Annotated in this window: 18 protein-coding genes; 11 read left to right on the top strand and 7 right to left on the bottom strand. The window is 56.9% G+C overall.

Annotated features, from left to right (window positions below; all coding sequences use genetic code 11):
• The 4 genes from B2W52_RS09285 to B2W52_RS09300 form a co-directional block, all read right to left on the bottom strand.
• The coding region (locus B2W52_RS09285) for a DUF3382 domain-containing protein (RefSeq protein WP_286802674.1) at nt 1-437 on the bottom strand (437 nt) is incomplete at its 3' end.
• Nucleotides 437-1,360 (bottom strand): high-affinity branched-chain amino acid ABC transporter permease LivH, encoded by a 924-nt coding sequence (gene livH, locus B2W52_RS09290; RefSeq protein WP_014578284.1) that lies wholly within the window; start codon nt 1,358-1,360, stop codon nt 437-439. The genes livH and B2W52_RS09285, both read right to left, overlap by 1 nt.
• Before the next feature lie 162 nt (nt 1,361-1,522).
• Complete coding sequence (locus B2W52_RS09295; protein WP_053113032.1) at nt 1,523-2,635, bottom strand: branched-chain amino acid ABC transporter substrate-binding protein; 1,113 nt, start codon at nt 2,633-2,635, stop codon at nt 1,523-1,525.
• A gap of 155 nt (nt 2,636-2,790) precedes the next feature.
• Entirely contained in the window at nt 2,791-3,699 is a 909-nt protein-coding gene (locus tag B2W52_RS09300) for a tetratricopeptide repeat protein (RefSeq protein ID WP_053113031.1), read from the bottom strand.
• Nucleotides 3,700-3,864: 165 nt separating this feature from the next.
• Here B2W52_RS09300 and B2W52_RS09305 point away from each other — a divergent pair, with 165 nt between their 5' ends.
• A complete protein-coding gene (locus B2W52_RS09305; protein ID WP_008171562.1) occupies nt 3,865-4,359 on the top strand; it encodes a MarR family winged helix-turn-helix transcriptional regulator in 495 nt (164 codons plus the stop codon).
• 28 nt (nt 4,360-4,387) lie between these two features.
• Here the strand turns inward: B2W52_RS09305 and lon are convergent, their stop codons facing one another.
• On the bottom strand, nt 4,388-6,838 hold the full coding sequence (lon, locus tag B2W52_RS09310) for an endopeptidase La (RefSeq protein WP_273045361.1): 2,451 nt from the start codon (nt 6,836-6,838) through the stop codon (nt 4,388-4,390).
• Between the two features lie 207 nt (nt 6,839-7,045).
• Between lon and trxA the strand changes: the two genes are divergently transcribed.
• The 3 genes from trxA to B2W52_RS09325 all read left to right on the top strand — a co-directional run bounded on the left by trxA (nt 7,046) and on the right by B2W52_RS09325 (nt 8,618).
• Nucleotides 7,046-7,909, top strand: a complete 864-nt coding sequence (gene trxA, locus B2W52_RS09315) for a thioredoxin (RefSeq protein ID WP_014578279.1) — start codon at nt 7,046-7,048, stop codon at nt 7,907-7,909.
• An 85-nt stretch (nt 7,910-7,994) separates the two neighbouring features.
• Entirely contained in the window at nt 7,995-8,321 is a 327-nt protein-coding gene (locus B2W52_RS09320; protein WP_014578278.1) for a hypothetical protein, read from the top strand.
• Nucleotides 8,322-8,384: 63 nt separating this feature from the next.
• Entirely contained in the window at nt 8,385-8,618 is a 234-nt protein-coding gene (locus tag B2W52_RS09325; protein WP_014578277.1) for a hypothetical protein, read from the top strand.
• Between the two features lie 54 nt (nt 8,619-8,672).
• Here the strand turns inward: B2W52_RS09325 and B2W52_RS09330 are convergent, their stop codons facing one another.
• A complete protein-coding gene (locus B2W52_RS09330; protein ID WP_053113029.1) occupies nt 8,673-10,037 on the bottom strand; it encodes a KamA family radical SAM protein in 1,365 nt (454 codons plus the stop codon).
• 661 nt (nt 10,038-10,698) lie between these two features.
• On the opposite strand from B2W52_RS09330, the gene aceE reads away from it, so the two are divergent.
• Both aceE and aceF read left to right on the top strand, forming a co-directional pair.
• Nucleotides 10,699-13,362, top strand: a complete 2,664-nt coding sequence (gene aceE / locus B2W52_RS09335) for a pyruvate dehydrogenase (acetyl-transferring), homodimeric type (protein WP_053113028.1) — start codon at nt 10,699-10,701, stop codon at nt 13,360-13,362.
• A gap of 10 nt (nt 13,363-13,372) precedes the next feature.
• Entirely contained in the window at nt 13,373-15,037 is a 1,665-nt protein-coding gene (gene aceF / locus B2W52_RS09340) for a dihydrolipoyllysine-residue acetyltransferase (RefSeq protein ID WP_273018309.1), read from the top strand.
• Between the two features lie 244 nt (nt 15,038-15,281).
• Here aceF and B2W52_RS09345 read toward each other — a convergent pair whose 3' ends face one another.
• On the bottom strand, nt 15,282-16,091 hold the full coding sequence (locus B2W52_RS09345; RefSeq protein ID WP_104270742.1) for a porin: 810 nt from the start codon (nt 16,089-16,091) through the stop codon (nt 15,282-15,284).
• A gap of 280 nt (nt 16,092-16,371) precedes the next feature.
• On the opposite strand from B2W52_RS09345, the gene B2W52_RS09350 reads away from it, so the two are divergent.
• The 5 genes from B2W52_RS09350 (at nt 16,372) to astD (ending at nt 22,800) form a co-directional block, all read left to right on the top strand.
• Nucleotides 16,372-17,832, top strand: a complete 1,461-nt coding sequence (locus B2W52_RS09350) for an exonuclease domain-containing protein (protein ID WP_104270741.1) — start codon at nt 16,372-16,374, stop codon at nt 17,830-17,832.
• Between the two features lie 99 nt (nt 17,833-17,931).
• On the top strand, nt 17,932-19,146 hold the full coding sequence (locus B2W52_RS09355; protein ID WP_014578271.1) for an aspartate aminotransferase family protein: 1,215 nt from the start codon (nt 17,932-17,934) through the stop codon (nt 19,144-19,146).
• A 9-nt stretch (nt 19,147-19,155) separates the two neighbouring features.
• Entirely contained in the window at nt 19,156-20,175 is a 1,020-nt protein-coding gene (locus tag B2W52_RS09360) for an arginine N-succinyltransferase (RefSeq protein WP_092033293.1), read from the top strand.
• 61 nt (nt 20,176-20,236) lie between these two features.
• Nucleotides 20,237-21,337: an arginine N-succinyltransferase gene (gene astA / locus B2W52_RS09365; RefSeq protein ID WP_014578269.1), complete on the top strand. Its 1,101-nt coding sequence runs from the start codon at nt 20,237-20,239 to the stop codon at nt 21,335-21,337.
• Nucleotides 21,325-22,800 carry a succinylglutamate-semialdehyde dehydrogenase gene (gene astD, locus B2W52_RS09370; protein WP_053113022.1) on the top strand — a complete coding sequence of 492 codons (1,476 nt, stop codon included), beginning with the start codon at nt 21,325-21,327 and terminating at the stop codon, nt 22,798-22,800. Before astA ends, astD begins: the two co-directional genes overlap by 13 nt.
• The last annotated feature ends 13 nt before the right edge of the window (nt 22,801-22,813 follow it).

A 22,813-nucleotide genomic window follows, 5' to 3' on the forward strand; every position in this document is an offset into this window, starting at 1 on the left:
TAGCCAAGATCCAGAAGTCCGGCCAGACCGACCACGACGTTCAGGCCAAGGGCCAGCATCACATAGATCAGCACCAGTGTGGCCAGATCCACGGAACCGCGGGACACGAAGAAGGGCCAGAATAGTGCAAGAACCACGATGCCGGTCAGTACCCAGGACTCAATCTTTGCCCGACGGTTTTCCGCCATCGGCTCTTTGTTGGATTGGGGCAGAGGATGGGGAATGCTCTTCAGGCCTCCCATGATCTGTTCCCGGAACATCTGGAACAGGAATACGATCACTGCCGCGAGCAATACCATCACGATGGTGGTGGCATCGGCGCCGGTCAGGGTCACGTTGATGCCCTGGGCCTCAAGATTGAACCCAATGATCGGGTAGGAAATGATCAGTGTAATGAACGCGCAGAAAAGTGCGTGTCTGAAATTGTTAGCAGCCATCAGATCTTCTCAACCTCCGGTTTGCCGAGCAGGCCGGTGGGTTTGAACAGCAGAATCAGAATCAGCAGGCTGAATGAGATCACATCCTTGTACTCACCGCTGAGGTAGCCGGAGGTCATGCTCTCTGCCACGCCCAATATCAGTCCTCCCAGCATCGCGCCGGGTATGCTGCCAATGCCGCCAAGTACCGCTGCGGTAAAGGCTTTCAAGCCGGCAATGAAGCCGAACAGAGGATCAACCGAACCGTAGTACATGCCCAGAAGCAGGCCGGCAACGGCTGCCAGTGCCGCACCGATCACAAAGGTTGCCGAGATGATCCGGTTGGTGTCGATGCCCAGCAGGTTGGCCATACCCAGGTCCTGTGACACGGCCCGGCAGGCGCGGCCAGTCCGTGAACGGGAAATAAACAGGGACAGGGCTGTCATACAGATCAGTGTGGTGATGAAGATGGTGATCTGCATATAGGACAGGGACATCTGGAAACCGTCACCGGAACCGAAGTTGAAACCACCGTCAATCAGGGCCGGGAAACCAATGTTGCGGGATCCCTGTGCCAGGTGAACGTAGTTCTGCAGGAAGATGGACATGCCGATGGCGGAGATCAGCGGGATCAGGCGGTGACGCCCCCGCACGGGCCGGTAGGCCACCCGTTCCACTGCCCAGCCCATGGAGCTGGAGACGATCATGGCACACAGCAGTGCGACGATCAGTATCAGTGGCAACCAGGCAATGCCAAGAGCGGCGAGGCCGGTAATGGCAATCAGCGCCGTGTAGGCACCGATCATATAGATTTCACCATGGGCAAAGTTGATCATGCCGATGATGCCGTAAACCATCGTGTAGCCGATGGCGATCAGGGCGTAAGTGCTCCCGATCGTCAGCCCGTTGATGAGCTGCTGTGAGAAATAAAGGAGGTCTTGCATTGTTATGGGACTCCGAAAGCCTGCTCCCTCCGCTACCACACCCCGTGTCCGGGATATCCGGGCAGGAAGTGGGGGAGGATCAACAGGAGCCTAGAAAAACACCTTCTCCCGGATCGCGGTGAGAAGGTGTTCTCATGATTACCGTTTGTTAACGATTTTGGCTTAGTTTACCGGAGTTTTGCTTCCATCTGAATGCCATTCGTACACAACAAACTCGAATGACTTCATGTCGCCGGCCTTGTCGTATTCAACGGTGCCGATCGGAGTCTGGAAGGTGCCTTCGCGCAGCGCAGCGGCAACATCGAACGGATCGGTGGAGTCGGCCGCTTCAATACCTTCTGCCACCAGTTGAACCGCGGTGTAGGAGGTCAGAACGAACGGACCGGAAGGATCCTCGCCTTTGTCCTGGAACGCCTTCACGAGCGCCTGGTTTTCAGCTTTCTGATCGAATGCCGGTGGCAGGGTTACCAGGAGGCCTTCGGCTGCTTCGCCGGCGATAGTATTGATGTCCTTGTTACCCACGCCCTCTGGGCCCATGAAACGGGCATCCAGACCAGCGGAGTCAGCCTGGCGCAGGATCAGACCCAGCTCCGGGTGGTAACCGCCGTAGTAAACGTAGTCCACATCAGCTTGCTTGAGCTTGGTGACCAGTGATGAGAAGTCCTTGTCACCGGCGGTGATGCCTTCGAACATGGCGATTTCAACGCCAGCGTCCTTCAGGGTGTCACGAACCGCGGTGGCAATACCTTCACCGTACTGCTGCTTGTCGTGAACGATGGCCACGCGCTCAGGACTCTGTGAGGCGATGTAGTTGGCGGCAACCGGGCCCTGCATGCTGTCGAGGCCGATCGTACGGAACACCAGTTCATAGCCACGCTCGGTAATTTCCGGGCTGGTGGAAGCCGGCGTCACCATCAGGATGCCTTCATCTTCGTAGATGTCAGATGCGGGCTGGGTAGAGCTGGAGCACAGGTGGCCGATTACAAAACGAACGCCATCGTTGACCAGGCTGTTGGCAACCGTTACGGCCTGCTTCGGGTCACACACGTCGTCGTATTCAACGGCAACGAGCTCTTCGCCCATGACACCGCCATTGGCGTTGATCTGCTCGATCGCCATGCGGGCGCCAGAGAATTGCATGTCACCATACTGGGCAACGGGGCCAGTCATGGGGCCGGCGATACCGATCTGGATTTCTGCGGCGGCGTGGCCGGCACCCATCAGGGCGACGGAAGTACTAACAGCGGTTACGAGTTTTTTTACTGAAGTTCTCATTGAGTCTGTCCTGTTTTATTTCAGGGTTATTCTTGTGTTCTCAGAGAGTTAAAAAAAACACCACACCTCACTGCTTGTCAAGCAGATGGCTCTGGAGTTTGCTCCGGAACACGGGCCAGTCTGCAAAGGCAAAACCCGTGCCGCTCTGAACGTTGTCACGCGTCCCTGCCGTCTTCTTCATCCTCTGAGACCAGCACCCGGAAGCTCTCATGTTCGCGGAGCTGATCAAAACTCACGTCTACGGAAGCATCGTCGCGGTATGCCTCGGAAATTTCAATAGCTTTCTTCAAGGTGCTTACTGCGTCCTCCCAGCGGCCGATTTCCGCATAGGCGCATGCCAGCTGATAGTGCGCGTGGCCATTATCCGGTGCAAGCTTCAGCGCGCGTTGGCAGAGACTGATGGCCCACAACGGTTCCTGCATTTCCAGGACAGCGTCGGCCTTGTAACTCAGAGCTTCCACATCATCCGGGCGAAGATCCAGAATCTGGTCGTAGGCGGAAATCTTGTTCTGCTGTGAGGTTTCCTGGCTGGCTTTCAGCCACAGGGAATGCACTTCGTTGGTGCGCTCGATCTCGGCCTGGTTCTGGTGAATGATGTCGGATTTCTGCTTGAGCTGGTCCTCGATGAACTCGAGCCGTTGCTCATACTCGATCACCAGCTCGTTGACCCGTTTTTCGGCCAGACTGGTCAGCTGATTGCGCATGTCCCGGATGGAGTTCCAGCCGATCACCACGAGAATGGAGGTGGCGCCGGCGATCAAGTAAAAGAAGTAGGTAACGGTATCGGTGGCATAGGACATGGTTTTGTCGGCAACGGACAGTTCCTTGTCTACCACCTTTTCGATCAGTTCTGCGCGGGTGTTCTGCATTTCTTTGCGCAACGCTTTGCTCTCTTCTAACAGGTAAAGCTCGATAAAAGGGGTATACATCGGCTTTTCCAGAGTCTTGATGCTCTCTCTCAGGTCTTCTGAGGTGAGTTCTCCCTCTGGCCCCAGTTTATCCTGGGCGAAGAGGGTACCGGCGAACGTCGTCATCAAAAGAAAAGGCAGGAAATACTTGATCATCGGGCGCATTCCGTCCGTCTGTCGTAAGTGGAACAAGTGGGAAACCTTAGCATAGTGGAAGGCCGAAGAAATGCCGGGAATCTCCCTGACTTGCAATCATGGGTGCAAAGACCTCTAATAGTTAGGGGTATAAAGAAATTCCCATGACCGAATCGGAGTATTGCTGTGAACAGTTATGAAGATGTACTGGTAGCTCTCAGGCGGGTTATCCGGGCGACGGACCTTCATTCGAAGCGTCTCAGCAAGCATGCCGGGCTCACGGGGCCCCAGCTGCTGATCATGAGAACGATTCGGGATCTGGGCGAGGTGACTATCGGCACCATTGCGGAAAAGGTCAGTCTCAGCCAGGCGACGGTAACCACCATCCTGGATCGCCTCGAGCATCGGAAACTGGTTTATCGGGTACGCAGCACCCAGGACAAACGTAAGGTTCACGCGCACCTGACCGAGGAAGGTGCAGATCTTCTGGCCCGGGCGCCCAATCCGTTGCAGGAGGATTTCATTCAGAAATTCCAGAGCCTGGCAGAATGGGAGCAAACGATGATCCTGGCTTCGCTTCAGCGGGTGGCCAACATGATGGATGCGGATGATATTGATGCATCACCGGTGCTAACCGTTGGGTCGGTTCTGAAGGATGACGGGTGGAAGGAGAAAGCCTGACCTCAATGAGCCAGGCTTTCTCCTGCCATTAGTGCACCGAAGACCCTTTCCTCGGCTTATTGGCGAAGCACACCTGGAAAACATCGCTGTAATGCTTGGCAAAGTTCACCGCCAGGCCTTCCTTCAGGTACTGCGGCAGCTCCTCATAATCCCCCCGATTGGCTTCCGGCAGGATCAGGTTACTGATTTTCTGCCGACGCGCCGCAATGACCTTCTCTCGAATGCCGCCTACCGGCAGCACCTGTCCGGTCAGGGTGAGCTCTCCGGTCATGGCGATGTTTTGTTGTGGCGCCTCTCCGCGTGCGATCGACAGCAGGGCGGTGGCCATCGTGACACCGGCGCTGGGGCCATCCTTCGGCGTGGCGCCTTCGGGCACGTGCAAGTGCACGAAGGACTTGTCGAAGAACGTCGGGTCGCCTTTGAAGCGCTTGAGGTTTGAGGACACATAGCTGTAGGCGATTTCTGCGGACTCTTTCATGACATCACCCAGCTGGCCCGTCAGTTTAAAGCCGCGTTGTGCGCTGTGAATCCTGGAGGCCTCGATGCTCAGGGTGGCTCCGCCCATGGCGGTCCAGGCCAGGCCAGTGACAACGCCGGTGCCTTTCAGGGATTTCTCTTTCTTGAACGAAGGCTGCCCCAGATAACTCTGCAGATCCGACACGCCCACCTTGACCGGCTGGTCCGGGTTTTCCAGCAGCTTCACGATCCCCTTGCGGAGTATCTTGTGCAGGAGTTTTTCCAGGCTCCGCACGCCGGCCTCTCGCGCATAGCCCTCAATAACCTGCTTGATCGCTGCGTCCGTGATGTTGAGCTGCTTTTTCAGCAGCCCAGCCCGCTTCAGCAGTCTGGGAAGCAGGAAGTGCTTGGCGATGGCCAGTTTCTCTTCCGCGATATAGCCGGACAGACGAATGACATCCATGCGGTCCAGCAGCGGCCGCGGAATCGTGTCCAGCTGGTTCGCGGTGCAGATGAACAGAACCTTTGAGAGGTCCATGCGGACATCCAGATAGTGGTCCAGGAAGTCGCGGTTCTGTTCAGGGTCCAGTGTCTCCAGCAGGGCAGAGGCCGGGTCGCCCTGGAAGGACGCACCGATCTTGTCGATTTCATCCAACATGATGACCGGGTTCGCCACTTTTGAATCTTTCAGTGCCTGGACAAACTTGCCTGGCATGGCGCCGATATAAGTGCGGCGATGGCCTTTGATTTCAGCTTCGTCCCGCATGCCGCCAACGCTGAAGCGATAGAACTTCCGCCCCAGTGCATCCGCCACGGAATGGCCGATCGATGTCTTGCCAACGCCCGGTGGGCCTACCAGCAAGAGGATCGAACCGCTGACCTCGCCCTTGATCGTTCCTTCCGCCAGAAATTCGATGATTCGGTCTTTCACATCGTCGAGGCCGTCGTGATCGCGGTCGAGTATCCGCCTTGCTTCGGCCAGATCGAAGTGATCTTCCGAGTGAACGCCCCAGGGAACCTGGGTCAGCCAGTCCAGATAGTTACGGGTAACGCCATATTCCGGGGAGCCCTGTTCCAGCACCTGCAGTTTTTCGAGTTCATCCCGGAAACGCTCCTGCACAGCCTCGGGCGGTTGCAGCTCTGCCATGCGCTGCTCGAAACGCTCCACGTCTGCGGTCTTGTCGTCCTTGGCCATGCCCAGCTCACGCTGGATGACCTTGAGTTGTTCCTTCAGGAAGAACTCGCGCTGGTGCTTCTGCACCTTGGCGTTAACCTCCTCGCTGATTTCCGACTGCAGCCGAGCGACTTCCTGTTCCTTGCGCATCAGGAGCAGGACCTTTTCCATGCGGCGGAGCAGGGGAACGGTGTCCAGCACATCCTGCAATTCGTTACCCGGAGCGCTGGTCATCGAGGCGCCAAAGTCGGCAAGCGGAGAACTGTCATCCGGCCCGAACCGGGACAGGTACTGTTTTACCTCCTCGCCGTACAGCGGATTGGTGCGCAGCAGCTCCTTGATCGCGCTGATAATGGCCAGGGTGTAGGCCTTGAGTTCGTCTGCCTCTTCTTCCGGTTCTGCCGGATATTCCACTTCAACCAGGTAAGGCGGTTTGCGGCGCAACCACTGGACAATCCGAAAGCGTTGAAGCCCCTGGGCGATGAATTGAACCTTGCCGCTTTCATTCTGGGCATGATGTACGCGCACGGCGCAGCCGACGGTCTCCAGCTGTTCGCTGGCAGGAACGCCTGCCTCCGCATCCTCTTCTTCCACAAAACAGATACCCATGACCTTGTGGTCGGTTTCGCCGACCCGCTTCAGGGTTTCCTGCCACGGATTCTGGTTGACCACCACAGGCTGCACCTGGGCCGGGAAAAACGGACGGTTCGAAACCGGCAGCACGTACATGCGCCGGGGCATCATCTGCTGGGGCAGGGCAAGGCTCTTGCTGTGCTCGTCCTTGCCGATATATTCGGTCACGTCCTCTTCGAATTCCTCTAGTGAATCGTTTTGCGTCTCATCATTCATGCCGCGAGTATCCATCCGGAAAGGTTGTGAATCTGCCCGGGACGGGCTGCTGCGTCGTTGCCCCGGGGCGTTGCTTATTAGCTATGTAACGGCAGATACGGTGATTTCAAGGAGTTGGGTTGGCGCTGTTGGCGCTTGAATTTCCGGGAGTTGGCCCCATGTCTCTGGCAGTTTCCGATGATTCATACGACTTTTCAGGTGCCTTGCATGAGCAACTCTCCGTATATTTTTGACGCTACCATGGAAAACTTTCAGCAGAAGGTGATGGAAGCCTCTGCCAGCACACCCGTTCTGGTCGATGTCTGGGCTGAGTGGTGCGCTCCGTGCAAGCAGTTGATGCCCTTGCTGGAAAAGCTCGCTGAGGATTACCAGGGCGCGTTCATGCTCGCCAAGGTGAACGCGGACGAGCAAGAGCAGCTTACCTCCAGCCTTGGTGTGCGCAGTCTGCCAACGGTCATTCTGGTCAAGAATGGCCAGGCGGTGGATGGATTTAACGGTGCGCTGCCGGAAAACGAAATCCGCAAGGTTCTGGACAAGCATGTTGAAGCGCCAAAGGAGGATCCGTATGACAAGGCCCATCGGATCTGGGAAGAGGGCGATGTTGAGGGAGCGCTGGCCATCCTGTCGCAGATGAACCAGGAGGATCCCGAGAACCTGAAGGTACTGATTGATCTTGCCCAGCTGAAAGCGGAGATGGGTGATCTTGAGACGGCTGAACAGGTACTGGAAAGCCTTCCGCCGGAGGAGAAGATGCAGCACCAGGCAAAGCAGTTGGCGGCCCGCCTGAAGTTTCTCCGGCAGTCTGCCGAGCTGCCACCGATCAAGGATCTCGAAATGGCGCTGGAGCAGGATCCCAAAGACCCGAACGCTCTGCATCAGTTGGCGCTCCACCACGTATTACAGGAGAACAACGCCGAGGCCATGGATCTTCTGATCCGTTTGATGCAGGTGGACAGTAAATACAAGGACGAAGTGGCCAAGACAACGCTGATCGAGCTGTTCGACAAGCTGGGTAACAATAACCCGGATGTGCGGACCTATCGGCGAAAGCTCTATACCCTGATGCACTGATTAGGTTGCTCGGGGAGATCAGAACCCGAGGTTGAATCCGGGGCCGGGTGAATGTCTTCATCCGGCCCTCGTTCAAGCAAACACAATGCTCAAGCTCCCACCCCAGCCAGACAATTGCGAACTCTGCGAACGCCCGGTTGCCAGGCTCACCCGGCACCACCTTATCCCCAAGCACCTGCATCGGAAGAAGCGCTTCCAGAAACTGTTCACCAAAGAAGATCTGATCACCCGAACCCTGTGGGTGTGCAGGCCGTGTCATAACGCCATTCATAAAGCTCGCTCGGAATACGAACTGGGTCTGTACTTCAACACCCGGGAAAAGCTGCTGCAGCTGGAGGAGTTGCGGACGTTTGTTGAGTGGCTCAGGGACAAGCCAGAGGGGTTTGTGCCCAAGTTTGTGAGGCAAAAATAACGAACCTGATCCAATGACTAATAGATGCAGTATTCATAGGCTCATTTATTGGGAGAGGTCATTATGCGTAGTCGAAAAGATGATCGTCGAATTCAGCGATTTCTGGCTTTGAGCGCCCTTATTCTTCTCACTCCATGGATCCTCATTGCCGGCTTGCTGGCGATGGAGAACGTCCAGGATGGGGTTCTGGGTAATGGTGGTCTGCAGGTAGCGTTGATTGGCATTATCGGGGCTGTGTTCGGAGCCCTGGTCTTTTGGGTTATTCCCAACTGGAAAGCGCGTCGTTCCAATCGCTGAAAAGCAAAGCGGCCCCGTCACTGGGGCCGCTTTTTATCACGCCAGGGCCGGCCTTTAGCCGTTGCCCCTCTTCATGGCTTCATACTCATCTTCAAAGAAGAACTTCTCTTCGCCAAAGGCCGGTTCCAGCTCGTGTAGCCAGGTGGCCGTCTCGCTGTACTTGGCGAAGAACGGGCGCTGAACCCAGTCCGGATTACGACCCTGCAGGAAGCGCAGGACGAACACCTTCTCGCCGTTGATTTCAGTTATACCCTGAATCTCCACCTTGCCGGGGCCGGCGCTCATGGAGGGGCCGCGGGCGGTCCGGGCCAGGCCGCTGACCTTTTTCATGGCTTCCCGATAGATGTGGAAGGCTTCGGCGAGAGGTACTTCAAAGTAGTTTTTGGCACCGGTGTCCCGCTCTACAAACATGTAGTAGGGGATGATGCCCAGCTGCACTTCCTTCTTCCACAGTTTTGCCCAGGCGTCGGCATCGTCGTTGACGTGCTTGATCAGCGGGCCCTGGGCTCGGATCTCGGCGCCGGTGGCGCGGATACGTCGGATGGCCTCTTCGGCGATCTCGGTGGTGATTTCCTGCCAGTGGTTGTAGTGGGCCATGATGGCCACGTGCTTGCCGGCGTCCACGAGACGAGCGAACAGATCGATCAGCTCATCCGCATCCTTGTCGGTCACAAAGCGGTAGGGCCAGAAGGTGAGGGCCTTGGTGCCGATGCGGATGGTCTGGATGTGGTCGAACTCGGGCTGCAGCAGTGGCTCGAGATACTGCACCAGGTTCTTGGTTTTCATGACCATTGGATCACCACCGGTCACCAACAGGTCGGTTACCTCGGTGTGCTCCTGCAGGTAGCCGTGGAGCTTCTCGGCTTCGGTGCTGGCCATTTTCAGGTCCTTGTCACCGACAAACTGTGCCCAGCGGAAACAGAAGGTGCAGTAAGAGTGGCAGGTCTGACCCTGGGCCGGGAAAAACAGCACTGTTTCGCGGTACTTGTGCTGAACGCCGTCCAGCACCTCACCGTCGAGCTCCGGCATGTTCATTTCCATCTGGCCTGCCGGGTGCGGGTTCAGTTCATCCCGGATTTCCTTGGCAACCGCCTGGATCTCTTTTTTGTCGGCACCTTCCCGGTGCATTGTTGCCATGCGCTCGTAATGCTCTTCTTTCAACATGCCTTTCTGGGGGAAGACAAGCTGATAGATCGGGTCGTTGGGAACCTTGTCCCAGTTGATCAGTTCATTGATCACATATTCGTTGACCCGGAACGGTAGCACGCTGGCTACCACCTTCATTTCAAACAGCGTCTCCTCAGGGAGATTCTGAATAACTTCAATCTTGTCGAGCTGGCGGTCTGTGTAGACCTTGAAACGCCGTTCCTCGAACTCGGTAGTGGGAATCCGGTTCGGAAAGGTGACGATGGAGTTCATAGATCGCCCTCTGTTGGTGCCAATGACGGAAAAAGTGGTCCGACCACTTTTCGGTGGTTAAAAATCAGGCAGGCGAGTATACATAAACGGGGGATTATTTTCAGGTCTAATTAAAAAGTTCCGGTAAATTAGATGGGTAGAAGAGTTGAAGGCTCAGAATATTCAACAAAAATCGCTAACGGCGGCGAATGTGTAGCGAATTGCGGCGAGGATATCGTTTAGCGTGGTAATCAATTTTCCGGTTGATAAGAATGCTACGACATTGGTCGCAGTCTGGTTGTCTGATGGTCCAAAAACGGTCATTCTTCCGTAAGTAACCGCAAAGAGCGCCCCTGAAATGGATTTGGATAGGGTGTAAATTGAATTTAGCGTTAAAAATGTAGTAAAAAGACGACAAAATGGGTTGGCTGATCCGCGCGCTTCATCGGCATACCGATCATTCGTGGGGCCAAAAGCCCGTAAATCGGGTGCGATCGGGCAGGAAAAGTGTGAAAGCTGTTCTATGCTTTGTACAGGTTCTGTGTACTGGGAGCCGGTACACCTGTCAGGCTGACATACCCACAACAAAACACTGCATTTCATCGCAGCTTATCGACACCGCAACGCGCCCGGCTGCTGATCGTGGCGGCGCTGCACTTTTTGATGCCAAGGGGAGGGTTTGATGTACCAGGACGATGATCCCATTGAAACCAGTGAATGGCTGGACGCGCTGGAATCTCTGATCGAGAACGAAGGCGTAGACCGGGCCAAATACATTCTTGAGAGGCTCTCTGAACGGGCGAGCCGTGACGGAACCGAACTGCCATATTCCATTACCACGCCATTCCGGAACAGTATTCCTGTGTCCCAGCAGGCGCCGATGCCCGGCGACCTCTTCATGGAGCGCCGTATTCGCTCCCTGATCCGCTGGAATGCCATGGCCATGGTTATGCGCGCCAACCAGCGTCCCGGAGATCTTGGCGGCCATGTCTCCTCGTTCTCGTCGGCTGCGACCCTCTACGATGTTGGCTTTAACTACTTCTTCCATGGTGGCGACGAAAAGCGCGAATCCGATCTGGTTTATTTCCAGGGGCACTCATCTCCGGGCATCTATGCACGTTCCTATCTTGAAGGCCGGTTCGATGAAAAAGATCTCGACAAGTACCGCGAAGAGGTAGATGGCACCGGCCTTTCGTCTTACCCGCACCCCTGGTTGATGCCGGATTACTGGCAGTTCCCCACGGTTTCCATGGGTCTGGGCCCGATTCAGGCCATTTATCAGGCCCACGTAATGAAGTACCTGGACAGCCGGGAGCTCATCGAGATGGGCGATCGCAAGGTCTGGTGCTTTGTCGGTGACGGCGAGTGTGACGAGCCGGAAACCCTGGGGTCTATCTCCATGGCCGGCCGGGAAAACCTCAGCAACCTGATCTTTGTGGTTAACTGCAACCTTCAGCGTCTGGACGGCCCAGTCCGTGGTAATGGCAAGATTATCCAGGAACTTGAGGGTGTCTTCCGCGGTGCCGGCTGGAACGTGTTGAAGGTCGTTTGGGGTCGCCACTGGGATCCCCTGTTCGAGAGGGACAAAGAAGGGAAGATGCAGCGCGTCATGGACGAGGTCTGTGACGGCGACCTTCAGAACTTCAAGAGTAATGGCCCGGCCTATACCCGTAAGAATTTCTTCGGCAAGTACCCCGAAACAGCCAAGCTCGTTGAGGACCTGTCGGATGAGGAGATCAACAAGCTCAACCGGGGTGGCCATGATCCTTACAAGATCTATGCAGCCTTCCATCATGCCATCAATAAGAACGGTGGGCGTCCGACCGTCATACTGGCTCATACCATCAAAGGCTATGGCTTTGGTGAGGCCGGCGAGGCGCAGAATACCGCTCACTCTCTGAAGAAGCTCGATATCGAGCAGCTTAAATCGTTCCGCGACCGCTTTGCAGTGCCGCTGAAGGATGAGGAGCTCAAGGACGTTCCCTACTACCGGCCAGCGCCGGATAGCCCGGAAATCGTCTACATGAAGAAGCGCCGGCAGGAATTGGGTGGTTTCTATCCCAAGCGCCGCAAGGATTGCCAGCCGCTGCAGATTCCTGATCTGGACATCTTCAAAGCGGTACTGGAGGGCTCCGGCGACCGGAAGATCTCCACCACCATGGCCTTCGTCCGTATCCTGACAGCTCTGACCAAGGACAAGCGCATCGGCAAGCGTGTGGTACCCATCGTGCCCGACGAAGCCCGTACCTTCGGTATGGAAGGCATGTTCCGTCAGCTCGGCATCTACACCGCCGAGGGCCAGAAGTATGTGCCGGAAGACCGTGACCAGATCATGTACTACCGGGAAGACAAGAAAGGCCAGATTCTTGAGGAAGGCATCAACGAAGACGGCTCCATGGCAGCGTGGATGGCGGCAGCGACCTCCTACAGCACCAACAACTTCCCGTTGATTCCGTTCTACATCTTCTATTCCATGTTCGGTTTCCAGCGGGTTGGCGATCTGGCGTGGGCATCCGGTGACATCCAGGCCCGTGGTTTCCTGATCGGCGGTACCGCCGGCCGGACCACCCTGAACGGCGAAGGCCTGCAGCACCAGGACGGCCACAGTCACGTGCTGGCCAACACCATTCCGAACTGTAAAGCCTACGATCCGGCTTATGGTTATGAAATGGCGGTCGTGCTCCGCAAGGGTATGAAGGAGATGTTCGAGGACAACCAGAACGTCTTCTACTACCTGACCATCGAAAACGAGAACTACGAACAGCCTGCCATGCCCAAGGATTGCGAAGACGGCATTATCAAGGGCATGTACAAGTTCGAGTCTGTTGAAACCAAGGGCAACAAGAAGACGCCTCGGGTTCAGTTGCTTGGTGCGGGCGCTATCCTCAACGAGGTGCGCGCTGCCGCCCAGATGCTGAAAGACGACTGGGGTGTTGCCTCCGATGTGTGGAGTGTTACCAGCTTCAACGAGCTCGCCCGTGAGGGCCTGCACGTAGAGCGCTGGAACCGCCTGCACCCGGATGACAAGCCGAAGAAGGCGTATGTTACCCAGTGTCTGGAGAAGCAGACCGGGCCAGTGGTTTCTTCCACCGATTACATCAAGCTGCACTCCGAGCAGCTCCGGGCGTTCATCCCGAAAACCTTCCTGACCCTGGGCACCGACGGCTTTGGCCGCAGCGACACCCGGGAAAAGCTGCGCAGCTTCTTTGAAGTCGACCGTTACTACGTAACAGTCACGGCGCTGTCAGCTCTGGCCAAGGACGGTGAGGTGAAGAACGATGTGGTTCTCGAAGCCATGCGCAAGTACGGAATCGATCGCAACAAAACGAACCCGGTGCTGAGCTAAGGAGACCGCCATGAGTGAACAGGAAATCAAGGTTCCGGATCTCGGCGGTGCGGATGAGGTCGAGGTTATCGAAATCACCGTCAGCGCAGGGGATTCGGTTGAAGCAGAAGATCCGATCCTGACCGTAGAGTCAGACAAAGCCTCGGTGGAGCTGCCGTCGCCCGGTGCTGGCAAGATCACCAAGATCACCGTTAAGGTGGGCGACAAGGTCAAGGAAGGCGACGTCGTGGGGATGATGGAAGCCAGTGCCGATGGTGGTGGCTCTGACGATTCCGAGGAAGAGCCGGAAGGAAAAGCCGAGGAAAAGAGCGAAGCCGAGAAGCAGGAGAAATCCGAAGAGAGCAAGCCGGCGCCGAAGAAGGCTTCCGGTGGCTCACGCAAGGAGACCGTGAAGGTTCCTGCGCTGGATGGCTTCGACAATGTTCCGGTAATCGAAATCAATGTCGCCGAAGGCGATACCATCGAGGCTGACGATCCGCTGGTTACCGTGGAATCGGACAAGGCCACCATGGAGATTCCCTCGCCGTACTCGGGCAAAGTGGGCAAGATCCTGGTGTCCGAGGGTGACAAGCTCTCCGAGGGCCATGAGCTGCTGGAGATGACCGTTCAGGAAGAGGGCGGCGAATCGGAAGACGACTCCGAGCCGGCGTCTGAAGAACCGGCGAAGGAAGCGAAGTCGGAGCCCGAGTCCGAAGAGAAGCCAAAGCAGCAAGTAGAGTCTGCCCCTGAACCTCAGGGTGCAACCTATGAGCCGCCCACGCCTGGCGCGAAGGTCCATGCTGGCCCTGCTGTTCGCAAGCTGGCCCGTGAGCTGGGTGCCGATCTGGCCCGCATCAAGGGCTCTGGCCCGAAGAGCCGGATTATCAAGGACGATGTCCACGCCTATGTGAAGAGCCAGCTGAAGCAGGCTCAGCAGGGTAGCGGTGTTGCCACCGGCTCCGGTATCCCCGGGGTCAAGCTGCCAGACTTCAGCCAGTTTGGTGAAGTGAAGCGTGAGGCCATGTCGCGGATGATGTTCGCTACGGCCAACAACATGCAGCGCAGCTGGCTGAACGTGCCTCACGTCACCCAGTTCGAGGATGCGGACATCACCGACATGGAGGATTTCCGCAAGGCCCAGAAGGCAGCCGGCGAGAAGAAGGGCGTGAAAATGACGCCGTTGCCGTTCCTGCTGAAGGCCTGTGCCACGGCGCTGGCAGAACTGCCCCAGTTCAACGTGTCCCTGGACATGGAGCGCAAGGAGGTGGTTCGCAAGAAGTACATTCACATCGGGATTGCGGTGGATACGCCCAACGGGCTGATGGTGCCGGTTATCAAGGATGTGGACAAGAAGGGCTTGTGGGAGCTTGCTGCCGAGAGCGCCGAGCTTGCCCAGAAAGCCCGGGACAAGCAGTTGAAGCCGGCAGAGATGCAGGGTGCCTGTTTTACCATCACCAGTCTGGGTGGTATTGGCGGCACGGCATTTACGCCGATCGTGAATACGCCGGAGGTGGCGATACTTGGGGTTTCCAAGGCGGCGATGAAGCCGGTTTGGGATGGCAAGGAGTTCCAGCCCCGGTTAATGCTGCCGTTGTCGCTGTCTTACGATCACCGTGCAGTAAACGGGGCGGATGCCGCCCGGTTTACCACGGTGCTCAGTCAGCTTCTTGGGGATATTCGTTCCCTTCTGCTGTGATAGGAAGCTAGTTGTCACCCAGCCTGAGGGTTGGGTGGCGCGACAAAGGCCGGTGCGGCTTTTCAGAACACGCTACAAGCACATCCCTGTGCGCTTGTTTCGGGCCATCCCTGGCCCTCTACAGTTCTGAAAAGCCGCACCGGCCTTTGTCGTTCTGGCTCTTTCCTGATCGCTTTTTCGCACAAACAAAAACCCCGGCCGGAGCCGGGGTTTCTGCTGAGTTAACTAACTTCTAACGGAAGGATTAGAAGCTGTATTGTGCTACGTACATGAGACGATTTGCGTCGCCGTCGGCTCCGCCTTGGCTTTCAGTTTCCAGATTCTCGAACTGTACGCCCATGCTAACCTTATCAACCGGGCTCCACATATAGTTGATATACATGGACGTGTTCTGCTCAGTCGTGGTTGCTGCGTCTGCTCCGGCAAAGTTGCTACCCGCGCGATATACATACGCATTGGCGCCATCTGCATAGTTGATCGCACCCTGGATTGAGATCATATCGGTAATGGCAATTTTACCAGCCAGGAAACCGGCAAAACCGATGGCTGAATCATCGGCCGAACCTGTGTCGTAAGCTGTTTGCTTGGCCATGACGGCTGCTGCGTAAGAAAATCCACCCTGTGAATCTTCAAACTTTGCAGTCAGTGCAGGAGAGCTGGCGACGGTGCCTCTATCTTGGCCCGGTGTTGGCTCTAGCTGTTGCGTTCCGTCGGGTTGAAGTGTAAGAACCGGAGCTACGCCTACTACTCCGCCGTAGTCGATAGCATTCTCCAGTGAAACGGAGAACGGGCCGCTCATGTAGGTGATTTGCTCGGTACGGTCTTGTGCACCAGCAGTACCCGGAACGCCATCGAAGTCCACGTTAGCAGTGTTGCCGACCCAGGAGTTACAGTTGGACCAGTACCGACCAATTCTGACATTGTTGTATTCGCCATAAGCGTGGCGCAGGCGCGGATCAAGGCTGGCGCTATTGCTGAAGTCGAATTCGACAACAACTTTGACCCCTTCCGGATTAACCACAGAAAGACCGACACGGCTGGTATTTGCGTCCATGCCAAAATGGCCGTCGGCTGTGTCAGCGTCGCCTTTTGTGATTTTGGCAAAGTTACCGGCGCGACCGCCGTTAGAAATTTCTTCGTCGATTTGTCAATCTCAGTTTGTTGCTTTGCATCGTTGTTGTCTCTACACATTTTTGTTGTTGGACCCAAAAACAAGGTAGTTACGAATTCGTGACAATTTAAATAAATTCATGCAGAAATTAGACGAATGTCTATAACAGCTTTTCGTTCATATACAGACATCTGCAGTTGCCAATGAGGCGTAAAGTTGTTCCATGACGTCCGAAAGTACAGTTATTGAGTCAGCCACGTTCGCGTTTCTTGATATTGAAACCACCGGCGGTAATTCAGCCCGGGACCGGATTACCGAGATTGGTATCCGGTTCTGGCAGGCCGGCGAGGTGGTGGGTGAGTGGCAGACGCTGCTGAATCCGGAAACGCGGATATCCCCGTTTATCGAGAACTTTACCGGCATTTCCAATGAAATGGTCGCCGATGCCCCGTTGTTTGAAGAGGTGGCGGATGAGCTGGAGGAGCAACTCAAGGGCAAGGTGTTTGTCGCTCACAATGCCCGCTTTGATTACGGTTTTATCAAATCCGAATTCCGCAGACTGGGGCGCCTGTTCTCAGCGAAGGTGTTGTGTACGGTAAAGCTTTCCCGGCGGCTGTATCCGGAATTCCGGCGGCATAACATGGACGCGCTGATTGCCCGCCATGGCCTTGCCCGGGTTCAGCGCCACCGGGCCATGGGCGATGTGTCCGCCATGCTTGCGTTCTTTGAGCATGCACGTTCGGAAAAAGGCGACGGGAAGTTAGATAAGGCTCTCCGAGAGCTGCTGCAACGGCCGAGTATTCCTTCCCACCTTCCGTCGGATACGCTTCAGGACCTGCCCCGGGGCCCTGGGGTATATCGGTTTTACGGCGAAAACGATGTACTTCTATATGTGGGCAAAAGCACCAATATTGCCCAGCGGGTGGCCTCGCACTTTTCCGGCGATCATAACTCTGCCCGTGGTGTAAGAATGTCCGAGAGTCTGCGCCGTGTTGAGTGGACGGAAACTGCCGGCGAGCTTGGCGCGCTCCTGCTGGAACTCAAGCAGATCAAGACCCTGAAGCCTCTGTTCAACCGTCGCTCCCGGGCGGCCAAGAATCTGGTGAGCATTGAGCTGTCGAAAAACGAGGCGGGGTATCTCCAGGCGCGCCTGGTTCGTGAAATCGAGCCCCACCGGTTGGGGGACTATTTCGGGTTGTTTCGCAGCAAGCGGGATGCCGAGCGGGCATTGAGCGGCATCGCGGCCAAGAATGAATTGTGCAACCGGCTACTCGGCCTGGAGCCGGAGCACGAGGGTCCTTGTTTCCAGCGCGCACTGGGGCGCTGCAAGGGCGCCTGTGAGGAACTCGAGAATGTCGAGCGCTATAACCTCAGGGTGCAGATTGCCTTCCACGGCCTGCGACTGAAAACCTGGCCCTGGAAAGGGCCGGTCGGGATCGTTGAGCGGGATGAGCGGTCCGGGCGCACGGACATCCTGGTGGTTTATAACTGGATGCATGTAGCCACCCTCCATGAAGAGGAGGAACTGGCGGATCTCTCACTCAGTGGCCAGGCAGTCACCTTTGACCTGGATTCCTACAAACTTCTGATCGGCGCCCTCATGGACAGAAAAAAGGGCGGGCACGAACGGCAGCAGGTGATCGAATTGCCTGCCATCGGGGAACCGGATGTTCTTATGCCGTGAGTGGCGTATTATGGTGCAAGAGTCCGCACACCTACTTACTTGTTTGGTGCGGCCACTCAACTATTTTTAATTGCTTAGCCGCTTTCCCGAGAGAGATTTATGAATAAAGAACCCGTCAGCCGCGAACTGTTCGATGAAGTCATGGTGCCCAACTACGCTCCCGGTTCCATCATTCCGGTGCGAGGAGAGGGCTCCCGGATCTGGGATCAGGAAGGCCGCGAGTTCATCGATCTCCAGGGCGGCATCGCAGTGACCTGCCTGGGCCATTCCCATCCGGGGCTGGTGGGCGCGTTGCACGATCAGGCTGAGAAAATCTGGCACCTGTCCAACGTGATGACTAACGAACCCGCCCTGCGTCTGGCGAAAACTCTGTGTGACCTCACCTTTGCCGAGCGCGTGTTCTTCGCCAACTCCGGAGCCGAGGCCAACGAAGCGGCGTTCAAGCTGGCCCGTCGGTACGCCTGGGAGCATCACGGTAAAGAGAAGAACGAGATCATTTCGTTCAAGAATTCGTTTCACGGGCGCACCCTGTTTACCGTGAGCGTAGGCGGCCAACCCAAGTACCTGGAAGGTTTCGAGCCGGCACCCGGCGGCATTCACCATGCCGAGTTCAACGATCTGGAATCCGTGAAGAAACTGATCTCGAAGGAGAAAACCTGTGCCATCGTGGTTGAGCCCATTCAGGGTGAGGGTGGTGTTATGCCCGGCGACCAGGCATTCCTTCAGGGGCTGCGAGATTTGTGCGACGAAAATGACGCATTGCTGGTGTTTGATGAGGTTCAGTCCGGCGTTGGCCGAAGTGGCCACTTCTACGCCTATCAGATGTATGGCGTGGTGCCGGATATTCTCTCCAGTGCCAAGGGGCTTGGCGGCGGTTTTCCGGTCGCAGCCATGCTGACCACGGCCAAGGTTGCAGCCAGCCTGGGCGTCGGTACTCACGGTAGTACCTACGGCGGTAACGCACTGGCCTGCGCCGTGGCGCAGCGGGTAGTGGATACCGTCAGCCAGCCGGAGATTCTCAAGGGTGTGAAAGCCCGTTCCGACAAGCTCCGCAAGGGCATGATGGATATTGGCGAACGCTACGGCGTGTTCACCGAAGTGCGCGGTGCCGGCCTGCTGCTCGGTTGCGTGCTCACCGAGAAATGGCAGGGCAAGGCCAAGGACTTCCTGAACGCCGGGCTGGAAGAGGGCGTGATGGTTCTGGTGGCCGGCGCAAACGTGATTCGTTTGGCGCCATCCCTGATTATCCCGGAACCGGACATTGAATTAGCCCTCGAGCGTTTCGAAGCGGCAGTGAAAAAACTGACGGCCTAAGGAGATCTTATGTGGCTGGTACGTCCGGCTGAGCCGGATGATCTGGACCAGATTCTCGCCATTGCGGGCACCCAGTGTGCCCGTCTTTCTTCCACCCTGCCCAAACAGGGCGACGCCCTGGCCTACAAGATCGAGCAGTCCCTGGCGTCGTTTGCCGGCCGGATCAGCGCAGAGGATGACCCTCCCAGGTTCCTGTTCGTGCTTGAGGACACTGAGACCGGAGACATCGCCGGCACGGCCGGTATCGATGCCCATGCCGGCAATGGCCAGCCTTTTTACAGTTACCGGCGGGATGCCCTGATCCATGCCTCCCATGAACTGGGAGTGTCCCGCCGTGTGGAGGTGTTGTACCCCTCCCACTCGCTGACCGATGTATCGCTGCTGTGCTCTTTCTCGATCCGCCCGGGGCTGCAGGGTACGGATGCGTTCGAGTTGCTGTCGCGGGCCCGGATTCTGTTTATTGCTGATCACCGTGAATGGTTTGCCCAGCGTATGGCCGTGGAAATCCAGGGCGTTCAGCTGGACGACGGGAGCGTGCCCTTCTGGGACAGCCTTGGCCGGCATTTCTTTAATATGGATTTTGAAACGGCGGACCAGTACTCCGGGCAGCTCAGTAAAACCTTCATCGCAGAGCTCATGCCGCCCAATCCCATTTACGTGACGCTGCTGAGTGAATCGGCCCAGAAGGCGATGGGTCAGCCGCACCAGATTACTGTACCCAACTTTGAGTTGCTCCAGCGGGAAGGGTTCCAGCCGGGAAACTATCTGGACATTTTTGATGCCGGTCCGGTTCTTGAAGCTCGTACCGACAGCCTGAAAACCCTCGTGACCAGTCACCCGAAGGAACTTCATGGGACCAACGAGGACACCGGCGAAACCTGTCTCATTGCCGCCGGCGAGGGTGAACAGTTTCGCTGCACCCTGACACCGGTCGCCGAAACACTGGACGACAAACTCAAGGTGCCGGTCTCGACCTGGCATACGCTGAACCGGACCGCGGGTGACCGGGTAAGGATCGCGCCGCTATGACCTATTCGGGCACCGAGGACGCAGTTACGTATCAATCCGCCGGGATCACGGAGGCGACACCATGCTGGTAATTCGCCCGTTGCAGGAAAACGATCTGGACGACCTGTATGCCATGGCCCAAAGCGCCGGGAAGGGGCTGACCACCCTGCCGGCGGATCGCGAGCTGCTGCAGAAGAAGATCAATCACGCCCGTGAAACCTTCAACCAGCGCATTGCACCGGAAGCAGGGCTCTATCTCTTCGCTCTGGAGGATACCGAACGCAAGAAAACGGTCGGTATCAGCGGTATCCAGGCTCGCGTTGGTCTGGATGAAGTTTTCTACAATTACCGTCTGAGCGTCACCGTCAATGCCTCGAAAGAGCTGGGTGTGCACGTGCGGACTCCAACGCTGCATCTGTCAAACGACATGACCGATACCAGCGAAATCTGCTCCCTGCTGCTCTCCGATGAGTACAAAGGCGGAGGCAGCGGCCTGCTGCTTTCCCGCTGCCGGTTCATGTACCTGGATGAATTCCGCAAACACTTCTCGGAAAAAATCTTCGCGGAAATGCGGGGCGTGTCGGATGCCAACGGCCGGAGCCCTCTGTGGGACGCGCTGGGAACCAAATTCTTCGACATGGAGTTCAGCGAAGCGGACATGCTCTCGGGGCTGGGCAACAAGTCGTTTATTGCCGAGTTGATGCCCAAGTATCCGATATACCTGTCCATGTTGCCGGATTCCGCACGTGCCGTGATCGGCCGGGTCCATGACAACACCGCTCCGGCACTCCGGATGCTTCAGTCCGAGGGGTTCAACTTCAACGGACTGGTAGACATATTTGATGGCGGGCCCGTGGTTGAAGCCTTCGTTCACAATGTCCGGACGGTTCGCGAAGGCATGAACCGGCACGCCATGGTCACTCGCAAACCGGTCAACCTGGACGTTCCATCTGAGGAGCGGGTCATGGTTTCGAACCGCTCATTCCGGGATTTCCGGGTGACTACCGTGCCGATAGATTGTATCGGACCGGATACCGTCAGCCTGCCACCTGAAGTTGCCGAAGCCTTGCAGATTGAATCTGGCGATCCGGTTCGCCTGGCCCCCTTGAAAGACTCGGGGCTGCTGACCAAACATAGTTATAGAAGCTCAGTACCGGGAGGTGCATCGAAATGGCAAAGCTGACGGGTGAACTGTTTATCGACGGGCTCTGGCTACCGGGCCACGGGCCGGTATTCGAATCTGTCCAGCCGGTGACCGGTGAAACACTCTGGGATGGCGAAAGCGCCAATCTGGAGGATGTGGATGCGGCCGTTCGTGAAGCCCGCAATGCCTTTGTGAAGTGGCAGCGCAAGAGCTTTGCCGAACGCCAGGCCGTTGTTGAAGCCTTTGGTGAACTGCTTGAGGCTCACAAGGAAGAGCTGGCACACCAGATTGGCCTGGAGACCGGCAAGCCGCTGTGGGAATCCCGCACGGAAGTGGCGGCGATGATCGGCAAGATCGGCATTTCCGTGAAAGCCTACAACGACCGTACCGGGACATCTGAATCCGATGTTGCCGGTGGTCACGCCGTGCTCAGGCACCGGCCCCACGGGGTCGTTGCGGTTTTCGGCCCCTACAACTTTCCAGGGCATTTGCCGAATGGCCACATAGTGCCGGCTTTGCTCGCCGGTAACACGGTGGTGTTCAAACCGAGTGAGCTGACCCCGGGGGTCGCCGAGCTGACGGTAAAACTCTGGGAGAAGGCCGGCATTCCCGATGGAGTGATCAACCTCGTCCAGGGCGCTTCTGCCACGGGCAAATCCCTGGCCGGCCACCCGTTGATTGACGGCCTGTTCTTTACCGGCAGTTCTACCGTGGGTCATCTGTTGCACAAACAGTTCGGTGGCCAGCCTGAGAAAATCCTGGCCCTGGAGATGGGCGGCAACAACCCGCTGATCGTTCAGGATGTGGCTGATGTGGATGGTGCAGTGCACCATGCCCTGCAGTCGGCCTTCCTGTCGGCCGGTCAGCGCTGTACCTGTGCACGTCGCCTGCTGGTACCCAAGGGCAAGAAAGGTGACGCGTTCATCGACCGGCTGGTGGAAGTCTCCGCCCGAATCAAGGTCGGCGAGTTCGATGCCGATCCGCAGCCGTTTATGGGCTCCGTGATTTCCGCGGAGGCCGCCGAAAAACTCCTGGCGGCCCAGGCCAGCCTGCTTGAGAAGGGCGGCAAATCCCTGCTGGAGATGAAGTCCCTGAAGTCCGGAACCGGCCTGCTGTCGCCTGGTATCGTGGATGCCACAGGTCTGGACGTGACCGATGAAGAGTTCTTTGGCCCCTTGCTGAAGGTGTATCGCTACAAGAGCTTTGATGATGCACTGGCACTGGCGAACGATACTCACTACGGGCTGTCAGCGGGCATCCTGACGGACGACCGGAAACTCTATGAACGGCTGGTGGAAGAAGTGCGCGCCGGTATCGTGAACTGGAACCGGCCGCTGACCGGCGCCAGCAGCGCGGCGCCCTTTGGTGGTGTTGGCGCCAGTGGCAATCATCGCCCGAGCGCCTACTACGCTGCCGACTACTGTGCCTGGCCCATGGCTTCTCTGGAGGCCGGCAAGAGTGAGATGCCAGAGTCTCTGGCACCCGGCCTCAATTTCGATTAACGGAACCCAGTGC

The sequence above is a fragment of the Marinobacter sp. UBA2498 genome (assembly GCF_002341575.1).
GTDB lineage: Bacteria > Pseudomonadota > Gammaproteobacteria > Pseudomonadales > Oleiphilaceae > Marinobacter > Marinobacter manganoxydans.